Raw genomic sequence first — 17,849 nt, 5'->3', positions numbered from 1 at the left:
CACGTATGCGATTACATGTCAAACAAATGCTTTTCCGCGTGGTAGGACGAGCGCACCAACGGACCGCTTTCTACGTATTTAAAGCCCATCCGCAACCCGATTTCTTTGTAGTATGTAAATTGGTCGGGCGTAATCCATTCGACAACTGGATGGTGCGCTTTCGTAGGCTGAAGATACTGTCCCAGCGTGAGAATATGCACGCCGGCTTCATATAAATCGGTCATTGCTTCAATAACGTCAGCTTCTGTTTCGCCGAACCCGAGCATGATTCCCGATTTGGTTCGCAACCCAGCGGCCGATATCCGACGCAGGCATTCAAGGCTGCGGTCGTATTTTGCCTGTATGCGCACCTCCCGTGTAAGACGGCGTACGGTTTCAAGATTATGCGATACCACTTCGGGACGTACGGCGAGGACACGCTCGAGATTATCCCATTGCCCTTTGAAGTCGGGGATCAGCGTTTCCAGCGTCGTACCTGGACTTTCACGGCGGATTGCGTTTACCGTTTCTGCCCACATTGTCGATCCACCGTCTTTCAGGTCATCGCGGTCCACCGAGGTAATCACACAATGTTTTACCTGCATGAGTTTGACGGACTGGGCAACCCGATTAGGTTCGTCCAAGTCGACTGCCAACGGACGCCCTGTGGCTACCGCGCAGAACGAACAGGAACGTGTGCAGATATTTCCCAATATCATGAACGTCGCCGTACCCGCCCCCCAACACTCTCCCATGTTCGGACAGTTTCCGCTCTCACAGATGGTGTGCAGCTTATGCTCGTCCACCAATCCACGGACGTGCCGGTATTCTTTTCCCACAGGAAGTTTTACACGAAGCCAATCGGGCTTGCGCTGTAATTGATTGGCCGGAATGACAGGAAGTTCGATCATAGCCACAAAGTTAGCGATTAATATTGAGATTACTCAAACGCTGACTCCGGGGGCCAGGGATAATCTGACATTCCGCAAACAGAGCGTTCACTTTTCGGCTACGGATAGGCACCGGCTATAGGTACTGTCGGATCGCAGGCAATGCGCGCACATCGCTTGTGCAGGGGGTGGGTATTTTTGGCACGGTTATTGATCACATACTTGTATAAAATTGTCTTTTCATAATTTAGGTTTATAATTGGTTAGTTTAAAAGCCCTGATTCTCCCCGTTTCAGGGCTTTTTTGTTTTCAGGGGAAACCTTTATCTTTGCATCTTGTTAGTTACCAAAAAGCCATGTAATACCCACGCATTCGGACTTTTACGTATATTTTTACACTTAATTTTGACTACATGGCAAAACAAAAGATTTTTGATACTGCTATACAACCCGAAACCGCTGTACTGGTAGGCATTATCCTTCCGGATTCAAGCGAAGAAAAAGAACGGGAATACTTGGAAGAACTTGCGTTTCTGGTGGACACAGCCGGAGGGATTGTAAAAGAGGTCTTTACGCAAAAGCTTAACCATCCCGATCGGTCAACCTTTGTGGGTTCGGGGAAATTGGATGAAATAAAGGCATATGTAAAAGCTGAAGAAATCGACATCGTCGTATTTGATGACGAATTGTCACCATCCCAGCTACGAAACATTGAAAAGGAATTGAACGTAAAGATCCTGGACCGCAGCAATCTTATTTTAGATATATTTGCTCGACGGGCCAAATCGGCGCAGGCCAAGACCCAGGTGGAATTGGCGCAACTGCAGTACCTGCTGCCGCGTCTTACACGTATGTGGACTCACCTTGAACGTCAACGCGGCGGTATCGGTATGCGTGGTCCGGGTGAAAGCCAAATTGAAAGCGATCGCCGGATGATTCTGAATAAGATTGCTTTGCTGAAAGACCGGCTGAAATCCATCGATCGTCAAGCCGAAACGCAGCGAAAAAACCGCGGCCAGCTAATCCGGGTGGCATTGGTGGGCTATACGAACGTGGGAAAATCCACCATTATGAATCTGATTTCCAAATCAGATGTCTTTGCCGAAAACAAGCTGTTCGCCACACTGGACACCACGGTACGCAAAGTTGTCATCAACAACCTGCCATTTTTGCTGTCGGACACGGTTGGCTTTATCAGGAAACTGCCCCACCATTTGGTTGAGTGTTTCAAGTCTACGTTAGACGAAGTCCGCGAAGCGGACGTGCTGCTACACGTGGTGGATATTTCCCATCCGAGTTTTGAAGATCACATCCGGGCGGTAAATGAAACCCTCAAGGATTTATCTGCACTGGACAAGCCCACGATTACCGTATTTAATAAAATTGATGCGTACAGGCACGATGCTGCCTCGAGCGAGGGCGACGATAGCAACGAGCCGGAGGAGACTGCTCCCGTTTCATTAGAAGCGTTTAAAAGCAGCTGGATGGCGAGACATAACAGTCCGGCCGTGTTCATTTCGGCAACCGACAAAGTCAACGTTGATGGATTCAGGAAGTTACTTTACGAAACCGTTGTGAATATGCACACGGAAAGATATCCGTATGACAATCTGTTATATTAGAGCTGAAAAACCAATCCAGCATGAATAAAAACGTAGTTTTCGAAGATTGGGGGCTGATGGATTACCGGGAAGCCTGGGATAGACAGGAAGTCCTGTTTTCCGAAGTGGTGGCGCAGAAGTCAGCAAACCGTGTGAACCGTACGGCATCTCCCACCGCCAATTACCTGATTTTTACGGAACATCCACACGTATATACGCTCGGTAAAAGTGGCAAACCGGAAAATCTACTGTTGGATGAAAAAGGTTTGGCCGAAAAACATGCCGCCTTTTATAAAATTAACCGCGGCGGCGACATCACTTACCACGGCCCTGGGCAGATTGTAGGATATCCGATTCTGGATCTCGACAACTTCTTTACGGACATTCATCTCTATCTCCGCACCTTGGAGGAGGCTGTTATACGCACATTGGCAGACTACGGCATCGCAGCGGGTCGTTACCCGGGATACACGGGGGTGTGGCTCGATGCGGATAACGGCCGGGCCCGCAAAATATGCGCCTTGGGCGTCCGGGCGAGCCGGTGGATAACCATGCACGGCTTTGCATTCAACATCAATACCGATCTAGCATACTTTGGCAACATCGTTCCATGCGGCATCGATGACAAGGATGTCACGTCTATGCAGCGGGAACTGGGGAAGCCGCAGGATATCGATGCCGTGAAAAGCCGGCTTAAGGACCATATCGCGGCGTTGTTCGGTATGCACCTTATCGAATAAATCGCTTTTTCGGACGACCGATATCAACCGGTACGGGACGATTCAGCTCGTCTTCGAAGCCCGGAACCTTCACGGCGTGAAGTGCACGTGCGGTCTGCGCCCTCGTTCCCATGCTTTTTGCAGCGAGCGGCTGCATGCTCGGATCGATAAGACCAAGTGCTTTCGCCAACAGCGGATCATCCAACGACCCGATGGGAGACCACGGCAGGTAATCCCATTCATCCACGATATACTGCGGCTGCAGACCGTTCGGATAGTCCCCATATCCATTTTTATCTGCGAGTTTTACAATGATCGGTTGAATTCCCCATTCGATCTCCGGGGGCTTTCGTTCGTCAACGATGGTAATGGACCCCTCATTTTTTCCCACCGTTGTTTCGCCGATGTGCACAACGTTCGCATCGGATAAGAAGGGACGGAGGTTATTGATAACCAATTCGCTTGCGGATGCTGACGAGTTGGTTGCCAGGATGTATACCCGGGGCAAATTCAAGTTTAACTCCTTGATAACATTCACCAATTCATTTGCCGACTCAACCTCCTCTTCCTTTTCCGAATCCCCGCCAAACAACTGGTAGTAGGTCAGCGTTTCGCTTCCATAGTTGCTATTGTATTTGTATTGGATGAACGGGTCAGCCTCCCGGAAATTAGCTTGAATAAGTCCCGACATCATGGCCGCAATCCATATACCGCCCCCACCATTATACCGCAGATCCAATACCAGATCGCTTACACCCGCCGATTTAAATTTGTCGAAAGCTTCCAGCAATTCGTTCGGCTGCTCATTAAGAAATCGATTGTAAAACAGGTAGCCCACTTTTTTACCCCCTGATGTGGTGATAACCGTATCCATATGAATCGCTTGCTCCTGAAACCGCTCGACCGGTGTAAGATCGATCTCTTGGTCAAGCACGATCTGATCATTTTCGTTAATATGCGCCAATTGAACACGAAACGTCGACGAACCGTAATAAGGCTCCAGCACTTCCTGGTAATTTTCGATTGTCAACGCACGGCCGTTGATTTCCGTGATAATATCCCCGCGCTCAATCCCGGCTTCGTCTGCCGGGGAGTCTTCCAGCGCATACCGAACGGAGATAATTACTTCGCCGGCTTGATTAATCTGAAGCAAGCCGATTCCCAATCCCACTGTTGTGGAAACACCAGACAGATTGTCCTCCAAATCTTTCGCCAACTGAATCCATGAAAACCGATCGTCCGGATGCAAAATGCTCTCAAAAAAATCTTCGGGATCGGAACGGAAATTTAGATTGCGGTCTTGGGGTATGGACGTGTTCCAATAGTAAACGTCCCGCATGTTTTCGATCACCCACTGATTGGTTTTTTCATTGCTGGAAGGAGACTCGTTTCCACCGTTTTCTTTTTTACAGGCTGCAGCCAGCAAAAGAACAGAAGCCAATAGGGGTGCGGCATTGCCCACCTTTAATCGGCTGAAAAGCATTGTATACATGGTGAAGAATTAAAGATCAATCAAACTTTGCTAAATCCTGATATAAACAGGCCAACGAGCTCTTTGTTTCACTTTTTATATTGAAACCTATCCATAGGTCACATTCATATGGACATCCAGCTCACTGGGTGCTAAAAGGGGGTTGCTTCCCAGACAGTACACCGCCGTTTCGGCATAACGACCTGCTACAATGATTTCTGTGCCCTCCCGGTGTTCACTAAACAAATTGTATACCAGCTCCGGATCGTTATTGTCCCGTGATAAGTGCGAAAGAAATAAGTGGCTCAATTTCGGCGATCGGTATTGCCTAAATAACTCCAGCGCTTCCCGGTTCGACAGGTGCCCGTAGCCTCCCCGGATACGGTTTTTGAGAAAAAAGGGATAACGTCCTCCCATGAGCATATGTTCATCATAGTTGGTCTCCAGGAAGGCAGCGTCACACTGACGAAAATAATCCATTACCCGCTCGCAGACACGGCCGATGTCTGTAAAAACTCCCACGGTATGTTCGCCGCTATTTATCAGGAAGCTGTGGGGATCAGCCGCATCGTGGTATTTCCGAAAAGACGTAATTGTTAGCGCTCCCACCGTTACCGTTTGCAGATCGGCCAACGGATGCAGCAAACGATCCGGTATTGCCAGCCGGCAGCCGGCGCGCGTACCATCGGACAAAAATACCGGCAGTTGGTATTTGTTGGCCAACACACTTAATCCCTTTATGTGATCCGTATGTTCGTGTGAAATGAAGATGGCCTTCACCCGTTGCATGGATAATCCCTGCCGCGCCAAGCGTTTCTCCGTTTCACGGCAGGAAATGCCTGCATCCACCAGAATCGCTTCGCTGTCATTGCCGACATAATAGCAATTGCCATTGCTACCTGAAGCGACCGAACTGACGAAAAGAGGCATAGCACAAAGTAATGAAAAAATTAACACTCCGGCAAGCTAAGCGGAATATTCACCGCCAAACCGCCGTCGGCGGTTTCCTTATACTTCACGTTCATATCCTGGGCCGTTTCCCACATGGTTTTGACGACCGCATCCAGGCTGACCTTGGCCTTATCGGGATTGGATTGCAGGGCTAGTTGCGCTGCCGTGATCGCCTTGATTGCGCCCATGGTATTGCGCTCGATACAGGGAATTTGTACCAATCCGCCGATGGGGTCACAGGTAAGACCTAAATGGTGTTCCATCGCGATTTCAGCGGCCATCAGCACCTGTCGCTGCGAGCCGCCCAGACGCTCGGTAAGTGCCCCTGCCGCCATCGCGGATGAAACCCCGATCTCTGCCTGGCACCCTCCCATCGCAGCCGAGATGGTCGCCCCTTTTTTGAAGATACTGCCGATTTCCGAAGCCGTAGCGATAAATCGGACAAGTTGATCCTCCTGCAAACCGTCGTGAAAAGTAATGAAATATTGCAACACCGCAGGGATAACGCCCGCTGCACCGTTGGTGGGTGCAGTAACCACCCGGCCGAAAGACGCGTTTTCTTCATTGACCGCTAGCGCGAAACAACTTACCCAGTCTAGGGTATACTGAAAACTATTGCCTCCAGCGCGTATCGCCGCTATCCAGCTTTCATAATCACTGTAGGGTCTGCCGGAAATCAGCCGCTTATTAAGTTTATGGGCGCGTCGTTCCACTTGTAACCCGCCAGGCAACGAACCCGTCGTGTGGCATCCCCGGTAAATGCAATCCCGGATGGTTTCAAATAAGCGGATTATACCTTTTCTGGTCTCTTCCTCTGATCGCCAAGCTTGTTCGTTTTCCAGCACCAATTCAGAGATTTTGAGACCCGTGCGCATGCACCAGGTCAATAAATCGTGTGCGTTTTGCACGGAAAAAGGCAGATCGACTTCTTGCTTGTCTTCATCGCTGTCGTCCTCTTGGACCACGAAGCCACCACCGATGGAGTAATACGTTTCGCTGACGGCCGTTCCGTCGACCAACAACGCCTGAAAGGTTACGGCATTTGGGTGAAAAGGAAGGCTGTCTCCATACAAAAATAGCAGGTCGTTGGTATATTGAAAGGATATTTCGTGTGTCCCCGCCAACATCAGCCGATGCTGCTGTCGGATTCGCTCAACTTTGGAAACTACCTCCTCCACCGCAAAAGTAACCGGATCGTCTCCGCTTAGTCCCAGCAATACCGCGACATCTGTCCCGTGCCCGATGCCCGTCTTGGCCAACGAACCATAAAGCAGGATTTTGACAGCTTCCGTCTGTTCGAGCACACCTTTTTGCGACAAGCGCCGTAAAAACAACTGCGCTGCACGCCAAGGTCCCAGCGTATGTGAGCTTGACGGCCCAATGCCAATTTTAAACATGTCGAAAACAGAAATCTGCTCTTTCATCCGCGTCCTGTCAGAAGGGTACGCTTGCAAAGATATTGCTTTTATTTCATGTAAAGAGCATATTGCATTTTTCGAATTTACTCTTATATTTGAATTGAATTACAGACAATTACTAATCAATTTCAATTAATTCACCTCATCATCAAAACTAAAATCATGGATAACTACGGAAACTACGACGGGGTAAGCGGTGGCTTATTTACCGGTATTGGTATTGTTGGGATGATTTTTTATTTGTCAGTGCTTGTACTTTACATCGCTGGCCTCTGGAAAATGTTTGAAAAAGCCGGGAAACCGGGTTGGGCTGCGATCATTCCCATTTACAACATGATCGTCATTGCCGAGATTGTGGGCAAACCCATATGGTGGGGTGTAGTTGCGGCCTTGGTACCGTGCGTAAACATCATTTTCTCTATCTGGCTGCTTAACTTGTTGATGAAAAGCTTTGGAAAAGAAGTACCTCTTTGGACCATACTGGCCGTCCTTTTTGGAATCGTGGTATTTCCCATCCTTGGTTTTGGCGATGCCCGATACATCGGACCCACCGCAGCCGAGGCTACGGGCGGCAACTCGTTTAACAATTTGAAGAACGACTTTGACAACATAAAAGATTCATTTGACGATCGGGACAATCCACAAAATCCAACGGTATAACATTCCGAAAACGCATTTTTTCGCGTGGGCCATTTGCAGCCTGGAGGGTTTTTCGTGGCTGCAACGGTTGTTGCTGCCCTGTCCTTTTAAAACTCTTACGGGAATCGATTGCCCGGGCTGCGGATTCCAACGTTCGCTTTTAGCCCTGTTTAACGGAAACTGGGCCGAAAGCTATCACCTCTATCCACCTACGATACCGTTATTGATCGTGCTGGTGTACGCCATCGTCAAAGGCGCGGCCGGTTTCGACAAACGGGATGTCGTATTGAAAATACTGGCCGTGGCCTGTGGCTGGTTTGTCATGGGTGCGTACATCCTAAAGTTATGGAATGGGCACGGGTGACGTAGATTTTAGATTTACGATTTTAAATTTACGATTTTACGCGTTAGATTTGTGGTGGATGATGACATTGGAGATAAGTACTGTTCGTGTTTGCCGGGATTTTCTTTTTATTGCTTTGCTATCGCTTTTTTCGTTTGCGGGTTATGGTAATTCCCACCCGCCGATGGATGTGTTACCGAAACGCGAACTACGGGGGGTTTGGATCGCGACCGTAGTCAACATTGATTGGCCGTCGGCAAATAACCTCACCACCGCCCAGCAGAAAGCGGAGTTGATTCAACAATTGGACAATCACCAACGGGCAGGCATCAATGCGATCCTCCTGCAAATACGGCCATCGGCCGACGCATTATATGCTAAAAGCAAGGAACCGTGGAGCCGATTCCTTACCGGGAAGCCGGGGCAGGAACCCACTCCCTTTTATGACCCGCTTGAATTTGCGATCGAGGAAGCGCATAAACGCGGCATGGAACTGCACGCATGGATCAACCCCTATCGGGCTACGTTTGATTTGGTATCGGCCCACACGACCCCCGATCACATTACCCGTCAGAAACCTCATTGGTTTTTCATTTACGGCGGAAAGAAACTCTTCAACCCCGGCCTGCCCGAGGTCAGGGAGTACATCACCGGGGTTGTCATGGACATCGTTCGAAACTATGATATAGACGGCATCCACTTCGATGATTATTTTTATCCTTACCCGGACAGTGGCAAGCCGATTCCTGATTCAGAGACGTTCAGAAAATACCCAAATGGTTTCCGCGATGTAGGTGATTGGCGCAGAAACAATGTTAATCTATTGATTAAAATGGTTTCAGACAGCGTGCACAGCGCGAAAAAGTACATCAAATTTGGGGTAAGCCCGTTTGGCATCTGGGACAACAAAAGAGACCATCCGCGCGGCTCAGCATCCTCAGGCTTAAGCGGTTACCGGACACTCTACGCAGATGCGCTAAAATGGCTGGAGGAAGGATGGGTGGATTACATCAATCCACAAATTTACTTTCCTTTTGGCAATCCCGCGGCTCCGTACGAAGTATTGGCCGATTGGTGGGCCCAGCACACCAACGGCAGGCATTTCTATATCGGTCATGCGGCATACCGGGTAAACGAGAACCGGGAAGGTTGGCGGGATCGCAATCAGATACCCAATCAAGTGCGGTATGCCCGGGCGCATGCACATGCACAGGGAAGCATCTACTATAGTTCCAAGCACATCAGCAATAATGCTGCCGGCCTTAGGGATTCGCTGCAATACAACCTATACCGTTATAAGTCGCTCCCACCCACCATGCCGTGGCTGGACAGCGTTCCACCGGAACCCCCTTTCGGTTTGTTGGCTACCGTAGCCGAAAATCGCACTTCGGTAATTTTGCATTGGCTGCCAGCTGCTGCTGCGGCAGATGGCGACGAAGCCTATGGCTACGTCGTATACCGATTCAACGAAGGTGAAGACCTAAACTTAAATAACCCGCAAAACATACTATACATTACCTATGACAGCCACCAGTTGACGTATACCGACAACATGACCCGGAAAAACGGTTACTACCGGTATGTGGTGACGGCCATCGACCGTATAAAAAATGAAAGCGTGCCTTCAAATGTACGCGAAGTGTATATTGAATGATCGTCCCGCCTTGTGATTGCGGTTATTTCCCATCGCCATAACGGAAAAACGAGTTAATGGTAACCGGTAGTCTTCCGGAAGGAGTTAGTCTCCGAAGAAGAACTTTTGCTGCGGCGCGCTGCATAATGAGATCATTCTGATAACATACGAGGATGGATTTCGCCTGTTCAATTCCCGGCAATCCGGCCAGGGCATACGGATTGGCGAACACACAGAAAACGCTGTTCATCGCGGCAAGCTCATTTAGGAAAAAACGTACCGTTCCGTTATATGGCAAGGTGCTCCTTGGTCGGGCGCGATTATCATGAATTGCGACAATTATCTGGCTGTATCGACCCAGTTCGCTTGCCACGGCAGCCACGTCATCCGCCGTCGCATCCGGAGATAGCACATAATTCATGTGGTTATCAAACCGCCATCCCAGCATGTTCTGAAATTCCGAAATCTGTGCAACGCCTACACTGATAATCGCCGTCCGCTTGGTATAATTGATGGCGTTGATCAAACTATCGCTGTTAAGAAGGGTCACTGAAGCGTCCGCCAGCCGTTGATTCAGTAATTCGGTCTGCCGCCTATTGACGTCTTGATAAAGATGGGCAAGGTTTACCGGCTGCTGCTTATCCAATCCTAACCAATATTTTGCCGCTAATATCTTCTTGACGCGGCTGTCGATATCCGCTTGTGTCAACCTCCCCCGTTTGATCGCCTGCAACACCATCTCAATTGCGCGAGCGCTATTCTGTGAAAGCTCCAGAAGGTCATTCCCTGCGATGATTGCCCGGACGTCCGCTTCGCCATTCGGGAAGTGTTTGACGACGCCATTCATATCCATCGCATCCGTGAACGTAAGGCCCTGAAAGCCGAGCCGCTTTTTGAGCACATTGGTAACAATATGCTCGGATAACGACGAAGGCAGATTAGGCGTCTTGTCCAAGCTCGGGATGTTCATGTGCGCCACCATAACGCCCGAGGCACCGGCTTTGATCAATTCACGGAATGGATACATTTCAAGGGAGTCCAATCGCCCAGCAGTGAATTTAAGTTGGGGTAGGTCGTGATGCGAATCCACATCGGTATCACCATGACCGGGAAAGTGCTTTAGAGACGTAATTATTCCCCCGTCCATCATTCCGCGCATATAAGCCAGTCCTTTACGGGCGACATTTCGTTTGTTCTCACCAAATGAACGGAAATTGATAACCGGGTTGCGGGGATTGTTGTTGATGTCTACCACCGGGGCGAAGTTCACATTCAACCCGAGCCGTTTGAAGTCTCTCGCTATTTCCAGGCCCATCTGGTAAATCAACGCTTCGTTTTGCACCGCGCCCAATGCCATTTGATATGGAAAAGAGATGGTAGAATCTGCCATCCGCATACCCAGCCCCCATTCGCCATCAAAGGCAACCAACAGCGGCACCTTCGACAAACGCTGATACCGATTGATCAACTGTGCATGGCGCACCGGCCCACCTTGAAATAATACGATTCCACCCAATTGTTCCCGTTGCACGACATCAGCGACCGAATCGATATACCGCTGCCCCAGATTGGTGTGGGCGCGGACCATAAAAAGCTGAGCTACTTTATCCCGTTGGCTGAGTGTATTGAATACCGAATCGACCCACGCATGTTGTGTATTGATAAAAGGGATGAATGCGTCACGCTGTTGGCCAGCTGCTGAGAAACATACCAACAGCGAGGCAAAGACAGAGATAACGGCAGCTTTTCTGAGCATTTTTTCGTTTTTAGGTAGCAAGACCGTATTTGGCTTCGAGCAGTTTCGCCACTTCAGCAGAGTGACTCAGCTCACCATTTGCTTCTTTTTTCCAAAGCGTTTCGATAATCATTAAGAGCAATTGAGTTTCCAGTTCCGGATTTTCGTATCCCAATTCGCTAAAAGCACGCTTGATAGCCGGATAAACCGGCTTCATGAAAAGTTCGTGTTGTTGACGGGAAAACTCGTGGTGCGACAACCGCTCCTGTAATTTCCAGAAGACCGGTTCTTCGTTAACCAGCTCTTTCGGCAAATTAATCATACTCTTCAGGAAACTTTTGGCATCCCGGTAGATCATCATCCCCCGATGATGCTGTAAGACCCTTCGGTACCCCGATTTGATCAAATGGAACAACAGGCGATCTTTATTTCCGAAATGTTTGAAAATAAGTGCTTCGGAAACTTCCGCCCGTTGGGCAATGATTTTGGTAGAGGTGTCCATGTAGCCTTTTTCAGCAAACAACAAAAGTGCCTCCCTCATTATTTTATCCTTTCTACTTTCTGCTTTTTGCTTCGTCATCACGCCGTACCAAATAAACTGCAAATATATTACTCAAAAAACGGTTGCAATAGTCAAATCGAGAAAAAGAAGAAAAGTTCACAGAAAATCCATCCATATTCATAAAAAAATCGCTGTAACAAAGCAATTACGATTAAACGTTAACCTGCCAATTGCGTCTTAAACTACGAAATTGTTCACACAGATACTAAATTAACCATGAACAACCAGTCTAAACGCTATTATTTAGCGTTATCTTTGCTTTTTTGCTCGCTTGTTACCTTTTCACAACAAACCCTACGGGGCAAAGTACTTGATAGCGCTGACCATACGGCCTTAGGGGGTGCCAGTCTCCGATTACTCACAAACCGTGATTCGCTATTGGAACAGGCGGCTTCCGCTATCGACGGGAATTTCCAGTTCAAACAAGTGCCTGCCGGTAGATACCGCCTTCAAGTAAATTTCCTGGGATACCGGCCAGCCTATGTAGACATCCGCATACCCGCTCAAGGCACCTCGCAGCCAATGACCATTCGCTTAATTCCCGAGTACCGTGCACTGGAGGAGGTAGCCGTCATCGCCGCCCCACCGGTTGCCGTCCTCAAGGGAGACACCACCGAGTTTGATGCGTCGGCCTTCAGCACCGAACCGTATGCCGATGCGGATGCGCTGGTCATGCAAATTCCCGGGGTGGAGATTGACGAGGAAGGACAGATAAAAGCGCAGGGTGAAGATGTACAGCGTATTATCGTGGATGGCAAGGAATTTTTTAGCACCGATCCGCGGATTGCCTTGAAAACCTTACCCGCAGATGTCATTTCGAAAATTCAGATCATCGACGAAAAAAGCGAGCAGGCACAGTTCACCGGATTTGACGATGGGCAACGCCGGAAAGTAATCAATATCGTTACCCGTCCGGATCGTCGGCACGGCTACTTTGGACGAGCCGCGGCTGGCTATGGCGCAAGCGAACGATACAATACCGGCGGTTACCTGAATCTATTTAATGGCGACAGGCGCTTCACGATCTTTGCGGTATCAAACAACGTCAACCAATCGGATTTTTCCATGGCAAGCATCGCCGGAGGGGAGCCCACCGGACGCAACAACCGCGGCGAAAGAAACCGTAGCAACCCAGCGGGCGAAGGCAACGGTAGAGGCATTAATCAAACGAACAGCGTTTCGGCCAACTTCAACAACGAATGGTTGGATGAACGTTTGGATGTCAACGCAAACTACGCTTTCAATTCCACGAGCAACGCCACAAATAGTCTGACGAACCGGGAATACCTGATTGGCAGAAATGCCAACCAATTCAACACGCAAATCCAGGAATCGAACAGTATCAATTACAGCCACAGGGCCAATGTCCGCGCTCGCTTCGATATCGACTCCAACCAGCGCATCGACTTTCGCCCCAGTTTATCCCTGCAACAAAATAATCGTACGTTATTTTCCAACGGTCGTATGGTATCGGCCACCGATGACCCGATCAATGCATCCGAGCGTACCAATGATCATGACAACTTCAATGTCAATTTCAGTGGCAGTCTGGATTACCGCCTGCGTCTAAGCAAAGCCGGAAGGACCGTTTCACTGAGCGCAAACGGGTCGGCCAATTCCAACAAAGGCTTAGCACATACCTATTCTCTCAACGAGTTTTTCGAGTCGCAGACCGTCGGCCGCACCGATACCGTAAGCAATCAGAACAACACAAACGGATATGGCAATGGTATTACCGGTAGAGTGGCCTACACAGAACCTCTGGGTCAACACAGCCGTGTCCAAGCCAACTACAGCTTACGCAACACGGCCAACTATTCCAACCGGGAAACGTTTGAATTCCTGATTGAGACCGGCCAACTTGGGGAGTTCAACAAACAGCTGTCTAACGAATTCAGGAATGACTATACCTATCAAAGCGGCGGCGTCTCTTATCAAATTGCCAAACGGGATTCCTTCAGCTTCGAGGTGGGCATTGATTTTCAAGATGCCAAAATCAACAATCACCGCACCTTTCCGGATGCTCGCATTACGGGAAGCCACTTTAGCAGTTACCTGCCCAACGCCAGTTTTTCTTATCACTTTTCCCGCGACAAGGAAGCACAGATCAGCTATAATTCGGCCACCAATGCTCCTTCTATCGGCGAGCTGCAGGACGTGATTAATAACCAAAACCCGCTGAATATACGCACCGGCAACGCCGACCTGAAACAGGAATATGGCCACCGGCTCAGTCTTCGGTTCAACAGTGTAAAACGCGAAACCGGAAGTAATTTTTCGGCTAATATGAATGCTGAGTTCTCAAACAACAAAATCGTAACTTCCTCCTACATCGCTAGCAAGGATACGTTAATTGCCCCCGATGTACTGTTGGGTGCCGGCGGCCAGTTCACACGGCCGGAAAATATCGACGGATACTACCGCGTACGGGTTCATACCACCTATGGCACACCCATCAAACCGTGGAAAATCAACCTCAACCTCAGCACCAATGCCTACCAAAACCATGATGTCGGACTGATCAACGGTACAGAAACGTATTCCGACGCCTACGGCGTTAGTCAGCGCATCGGGGCGAACAGCCGTTTCGGACCGCATTTGGTTATCGGGCTGAGCTACCTGGGGAGTTACAGTATCGTACGGAACAATTCCAATTCAGATCTAAGCTATAACTATTACAATCAGATTATCCGCAACGACTTTGCCTACACGTTCTGGAAAGGTATACGCGTGGCCTCTTCCTTATATTACACGTATAACCAAGGGCTCGCCGAAGGTTACGATCAACAGTTTATTCTGTGGAATGCCTCTGTTGGTAAAAAGCTATTTAAACGGCAGGAAGCTGAGATCACCTTGTCGGCATACGACCTGCTGAACCGCAATACAAACATCAGTCGTAGCATCAGCGAACGATATATTCAAGATACCCAGAACAATGCGCTTCAACAGTATTTTCTCTTAAGCTTCACCTACCACGTCAGGCATTTTGGGGGAAGAAGCGGAATCCCGGGTCATCAACGCAACTTTCCGCCCCGTTGAAGGAAGGTTGTCCGCTTATCCCGATAAGCGGAAGCGTCAATCGGTCGCACGGCTTCTTCAGCGATATAGGTATCAAAGCCTTGAGCCAACGCATCCAGGGCGGTAAAATACACACAATAATCCGCGGCCAGGCCACAAACCGACACCGCGGTTATGTCTCGATCGCGTAGATACCCCGCCAAGCCCGTATTTTTACGCTTGCCATTGTCAAAAAAACCGCTGTAACTGTCGATGTGGGGATCGGTACCCTTCCGGAAAATCGCTTCAATACGGCGCGTATCCAAAAGATCGGTTAACTCTGCGCCCCTATTCCCCTGCACGCAGTGGTCAGGCCATAGCACCTGTTCGAGTCCATCCAGATCCACGATTTCAAATGGTTGGTGGCCCGGATGGGCCGATGCAAAACTTTTATGGCCCGCAGGATGCCAATCCTGCGTAGCCACTACCAAATCATAGTCGTTTTGTATCCGGTTTACTTTCTCGATAATTTCATCACCAAACGGGACCGCCAGGGCTCCGTTTGGTAGAAAGTCGTATTGGAGATCAACGATGATCAAGGCATGCATATCCGAAAAATCCAGTTGTTACCTGACAAATTTACGGAATTCTGAAATTAAAGTGCGAATTGCAAGCCGGCTATCCCGCCCAGATAAAATCCGTTGAACACATCATCACCGTGCCACCTCCATACGTACCGATCATTCCGGACGTCAGGTTGGTCGGTATCAAACATCAAGTGGTTGAACGTGGGGCCGGCAAATAATTCCAGACGCGGCGTAATCCGATAACCTGCAAGTAAGCGAAGGCTCTGCCTACCGTATGCGCCTTCTTCGAAGTTGGTCATCGCGGCGCTTGCCAGTTCGGCGTTGAGCCGGAAGGCCTTGGCGGTGACCAGGTGTGCCCCTATCCCTGCTTCGAGCACATAACGCGTTTCTTCGTATCCGAAATGATAGCCCAGACCCAGCAGGCCATACAACACCTTTCCTCCCGAGCGTAGGCTTACCATCGCATTTCCTTTCTCATCCGTGGTTAGCCCTACCAACATTTCGCCTTCTTTAATCACATTAAGAATGCCTATCGGATAGTTACTTTCTTCCGCGATATTGATCAGTCCGGCTATCTGGACGCCTTTCACTTTCTTTGCCACATTGATCAACCCCGCTACTTGTGTATTTGTGTTTCCCGCTTTATTCATTAACCCGGCGATTTGTAAGCCTTCCGCATCGCCCGTGGCATTGATCAAACCAGCTATCTGAACTCCTTTCGCCTGTTGTCTGATCTGATTCAAGATCCCTGCTATTTGCACGCCATTTGCCTCTTTACCGACATGGTTAGCTATTCCGGACACCAACGTTCCATACGCGTCGCCTTTGACGATGCCCGAAACCCCTGCGATCAGAAAGGCATTTTCTTGTTGTGAAATTCCCGCAATCAAATGCAGCGAAAACTGGTTGGTATCCAAGTAAGCTGTTTTCCCGTTGGTGCTAAGCGGGTAAATGATACCGACGTGTGCCTGGTTTGTCTTGCCTTGTTGTGCGATTACGTACCCGGACAGGGCCAGCGTTAGTAGCGTGCTTGCAAGTAGTCGGACTGAGAAAAGGGTAATCTTATTTTTTTCCATCTTGTTGTTTTCAGCTTAAGACAACGACCACATGGATTACCCTTATCGATGTTTGGAAATAAAAAAAGCATCCGCTGATTGGCGGATGCTTTTTACCATGCTCACGCGTGAGTCGGCTATAATAGTCCTTTCTCGATCAATTTTTCAGCAATTTGAACCGCATTGGTAGCTGCACCTTTACGCAAATTATCCGCAACCACCCAGAGATTCAGCGTGTTGGGCTGACTTTCGTCCCGACGAATACGTCCCACAAAAACCTCGTCCTTGCCATGTGCATCTTTGGGCATGGGATATTCCAGATTGGCCGGATTATCTACCACCACCACTCCTGGCTGTTTGGCCAATAAAGCGCGTACCTCATTCAGGTCAAAATCGCTGTCAAACTCGATATTGACCGATTCGGAATGCCCCCCGATAACGGGGATACGCACAGTGGTAGCTGTCACGCGGATGCTGTCATCACCCATGATCTTGTTCGTCTCCTTGATCATTTTCATCTCCTCCTTCGTATAGCCGTTATCCTGGAATACGTCAATCTGTGGGATCACGTTCAAGTCAATGGGATAGGGGTAGGCTTTTTCACCTTCTATACCTGCTCGTTCATCCTGCAGCTGCTTTACTGCTTTTACGCCGGTGCCCGTTACGGATTGATAGGTAGATACCACGACCCGCTTGATGGTGTATTGCTCATGCAGGGGTTTCAACACTACCACCATTTGTATGGTAGAGCAATTCGGATTAGCAATGATTTTGTCTTCTGCAGACAGCACATCCCCGTTTACTTCAGGCACTACCAGTTTTTTCGCCGGATCCATCCGCCAAGCCGATGAGTTGTCAATCACCGTTATACCGGCTTCCGCAAATTTGGGCGCATACTCCAATGAAGTACCTCCACCGGCAGAGAATAATGCGACATCCGGTTTTAGTGCAATGGCTTCGTCGGGTGTCACCACCTTGTATTGCTTTCCCTTGAATTCGACTTCCTTGCCCTTGCTCCGCTCGGAAGCTACCGGAATCAATTCTGTTACGGGAAAATTACGCGCTGCTAACACGGTTAGCATCTCCGAACCCACAAGTCCGGTCGCGCCGACTACTGCCACTTTCATTTTTTTTGTGTTGTTTTTTGTGAACTAAATTATTAATGTTAACTTTAATTTAAAGTTGCCAAACATACAAAATTTGACGCAACAATAGACTAAGGAATCTCAAAAACCTTGAACCTGAAATGCTTTGTTTATCCGTCTTAAAC

Annotated in this window: 15 protein-coding genes; 6 read left to right on the top strand and 9 right to left on the bottom strand. The window is 49.0% G+C overall.

The window, feature by feature from the left end; all coding sequences use genetic code 11:
- Window positions 1–11: 11 nt before the first annotated feature.
- Entirely contained in the window at window positions 12–890 is an 879-nt protein-coding gene (gene lipA, locus ACFQRK_RS12375; RefSeq protein ID WP_379007070.1) for a lipoyl synthase, read from the bottom strand.
- Window positions 891–1,281: 391 nt separating this feature from the next.
- Between lipA and hflX the strand changes: the two genes are divergently transcribed.
- Together hflX and lipB are read left to right on the top strand one after the other, a co-directional pair.
- The gene (hflX, locus tag ACFQRK_RS12370; protein ID WP_379007067.1) at window positions 1,282–2,490 is read left to right on the top strand and encodes a GTPase HflX; all 1,209 of its coding nucleotides are present in this window, start codon (window positions 1,282–1,284) and stop codon (window positions 2,488–2,490) included.
- A 20-nt stretch (window positions 2,491–2,510) separates the two neighbouring features.
- Window positions 2,511–3,209, top strand: a complete 699-nt coding sequence (lipB, locus tag ACFQRK_RS12365) for a lipoyl(octanoyl) transferase LipB (protein ID WP_379007065.1) — start codon at window positions 2,511–2,513, stop codon at window positions 3,207–3,209.
- On the opposite strand, the gene ACFQRK_RS12360 is transcribed toward lipB, so the two are convergent.
- From ACFQRK_RS12360 to ACFQRK_RS12350, 3 genes are all read right to left on the bottom strand, one after another.
- The gene (locus ACFQRK_RS12360) at window positions 3,199–4,680 is read right to left on the bottom strand and encodes a S41 family peptidase (protein WP_379007063.1); all 1,482 of its coding nucleotides are present in this window, start codon (window positions 4,678–4,680) and stop codon (window positions 3,199–3,201) included. The genes lipB and ACFQRK_RS12360 overlap by 11 nt on opposite strands.
- Window positions 4,681–4,767: 87 nt before the next feature.
- On the bottom strand, window positions 4,768–5,589 hold the full coding sequence (locus ACFQRK_RS12355; RefSeq protein WP_379007060.1) for an MBL fold metallo-hydrolase: 822 nt from the start codon (window positions 5,587–5,589) through the stop codon (window positions 4,768–4,770).
- A 20-nt stretch (window positions 5,590–5,609) separates the two neighbouring features.
- Entirely contained in the window at window positions 5,610–7,034 is a 1,425-nt protein-coding gene (locus ACFQRK_RS12350) for an L-serine ammonia-lyase (protein ID WP_379007058.1), read from the bottom strand.
- Window positions 7,035–7,190: 156 nt separating this feature from the next.
- Here ACFQRK_RS12350 and ACFQRK_RS12345 point away from each other — a divergent pair, with 156 nt between their 5' ends.
- The 3 genes from ACFQRK_RS12345 to ACFQRK_RS12335 are packed head-to-tail and all read left to right on the top strand — an operon-like array spanning window position 7,191 to window position 9,664.
- The gene (locus tag ACFQRK_RS12345; protein ID WP_379007056.1) at window positions 7,191–7,688 is read left to right on the top strand and encodes a DUF5684 domain-containing protein; all 498 of its coding nucleotides are present in this window, start codon (window positions 7,191–7,193) and stop codon (window positions 7,686–7,688) included.
- Entirely contained in the window at window positions 7,651–8,031 is a 381-nt protein-coding gene (locus tag ACFQRK_RS12340) for a DUF2752 domain-containing protein (protein ID WP_379007053.1), read from the top strand. The genes ACFQRK_RS12345 and ACFQRK_RS12340 overlap by 38 nt, the downstream gene beginning before the upstream one ends.
- 58 nt (window positions 8,032–8,089) lie before the next feature.
- The gene (locus tag ACFQRK_RS12335; RefSeq protein WP_379007051.1) at window positions 8,090–9,664 is read left to right on the top strand and encodes a glycoside hydrolase family 10 protein; all 1,575 of its coding nucleotides are present in this window, start codon (window positions 8,090–8,092) and stop codon (window positions 9,662–9,664) included.
- A 22-nt stretch (window positions 9,665–9,686) separates the two neighbouring features.
- On the opposite strand, the gene ACFQRK_RS12330 is transcribed toward ACFQRK_RS12335, so the two are convergent.
- Both ACFQRK_RS12330 and ACFQRK_RS12325 read right to left on the bottom strand, forming a co-directional pair.
- Window positions 9,687–11,399: a glycoside hydrolase family 3 protein gene (locus tag ACFQRK_RS12330; RefSeq protein WP_379007049.1), complete on the bottom strand. Its 1,713-nt coding sequence runs from the start codon at window positions 11,397–11,399 to the stop codon at window positions 9,687–9,689.
- Between the two features lie 10 nt (window positions 11,400–11,409).
- Window positions 11,410–11,919, bottom strand: a complete 510-nt coding sequence (locus ACFQRK_RS12325) for a TetR/AcrR family transcriptional regulator (protein ID WP_379007048.1) — start codon at window positions 11,917–11,919, stop codon at window positions 11,410–11,412.
- Window positions 11,920–12,156: 237 nt separating this feature from the next.
- Between ACFQRK_RS12325 and ACFQRK_RS12320 the strand changes: the two genes are divergently transcribed.
- On the top strand, window positions 12,157–14,979 hold the full coding sequence (locus ACFQRK_RS12320) for an outer membrane beta-barrel protein (protein WP_379007046.1): 2,823 nt from the start codon (window positions 12,157–12,159) through the stop codon (window positions 14,977–14,979).
- Here ACFQRK_RS12320 and pncA read toward each other — a convergent pair.
- The 3 genes from pncA to ACFQRK_RS12305 form a co-directional block, all read right to left on the bottom strand.
- Window positions 14,955–15,545, bottom strand: coding sequence for a bifunctional nicotinamidase/pyrazinamidase (gene pncA, locus ACFQRK_RS12315; protein WP_379007043.1), 591 nt, complete (start codon window positions 15,543–15,545; stop codon window positions 14,955–14,957). The genes ACFQRK_RS12320 and pncA overlap by 25 nt on opposite strands.
- A 47-nt stretch (window positions 15,546–15,592) precedes the next feature.
- Window positions 15,593–16,600, bottom strand: a complete 1,008-nt coding sequence (locus tag ACFQRK_RS12310) for a hypothetical protein (protein ID WP_379007042.1) — start codon at window positions 16,598–16,600, stop codon at window positions 15,593–15,595.
- A gap of 116 nt (window positions 16,601–16,716) precedes the next feature.
- On the bottom strand, window positions 16,717–17,706 hold the full coding sequence (locus ACFQRK_RS12305) for an aspartate-semialdehyde dehydrogenase (RefSeq protein WP_379007039.1): 990 nt from the start codon (window positions 17,704–17,706) through the stop codon (window positions 16,717–16,719).
- Window positions 17,707–17,849: the final 143 nt, after the last annotated feature.

The organism is Parapedobacter sp. GCM10030251 (assembly GCF_042666505.1).
GTDB lineage: Bacteria > Bacteroidota > Bacteroidia > Sphingobacteriales > Sphingobacteriaceae > Parapedobacter.
The sequence above is the reverse complement of the archived record's forward strand: the minus strand, read 5'-3'. Positions and strand labels throughout refer to the sequence as shown.

Excerpts from the sequence above, each read along its gene's own strand:
- lipA (WP_379007070.1), bottom strand. The coding sequence starts at position 890 with ATGATCGAACTTCCTGTCATTCCGGCCAATCAATTACAGCGCAAGCCC.
- hflX (WP_379007067.1), top strand. The coding sequence starts at position 1,282 with ATGGCAAAACAAAAGATTTTTGATACTGCTATACAACCCGAAACCGCT.
- lipB (WP_379007065.1), top strand. The coding sequence starts at position 2,511 with ATGAATAAAAACGTAGTTTTCGAAGATTGGGGGCTGATGGATTACCGG.
- ACFQRK_RS12360 (WP_379007063.1), bottom strand. The coding sequence starts at position 4,680 with ATGTATACAATGCTTTTCAGCCGATTAAAGGTGGGCAATGCCGCACCC.
- ACFQRK_RS12355 (WP_379007060.1), bottom strand. The coding sequence starts at position 5,589 with ATGCCTCTTTTCGTCAGTTCGGTCGCTTCAGGTAGCAATGGCAATTGC.
- ACFQRK_RS12350 (WP_379007058.1), bottom strand. The coding sequence starts at position 7,034 with ATGAAAGAGCAGATTTCTGTTTTCGACATGTTTAAAATTGGCATTGGG.
- ACFQRK_RS12345 (WP_379007056.1), top strand. The coding sequence starts at position 7,191 with ATGGATAACTACGGAAACTACGACGGGGTAAGCGGTGGCTTATTTACC.
- ACFQRK_RS12335 (WP_379007051.1), top strand. The coding sequence starts at position 8,090 with ATGATGACATTGGAGATAAGTACTGTTCGTGTTTGCCGGGATTTTCTT.
- ACFQRK_RS12330 (WP_379007049.1), bottom strand. The coding sequence starts at position 11,399 with ATGCTCAGAAAAGCTGCCGTTATCTCTGTCTTTGCCTCGCTGTTGGTA.
- ACFQRK_RS12325 (WP_379007048.1), bottom strand. The coding sequence starts at position 11,919 with ATGAGGGAGGCACTTTTGTTGTTTGCTGAAAAAGGCTACATGGACACC.
- ACFQRK_RS12320 (WP_379007046.1), top strand. The coding sequence starts at position 12,157 with ATGAACAACCAGTCTAAACGCTATTATTTAGCGTTATCTTTGCTTTTT.
- pncA (WP_379007043.1), bottom strand. The coding sequence starts at position 15,545 with ATGCATGCCTTGATCATCGTTGATCTCCAATACGACTTTCTACCAAAC.
- ACFQRK_RS12310 (WP_379007042.1), bottom strand. The coding sequence starts at position 16,600 with ATGGAAAAAAATAAGATTACCCTTTTCTCAGTCCGACTACTTGCAAGC.
- ACFQRK_RS12305 (WP_379007039.1), bottom strand. The coding sequence starts at position 17,706 with ATGAAAGTGGCAGTAGTCGGCGCGACCGGACTTGTGGGTTCGGAGATG.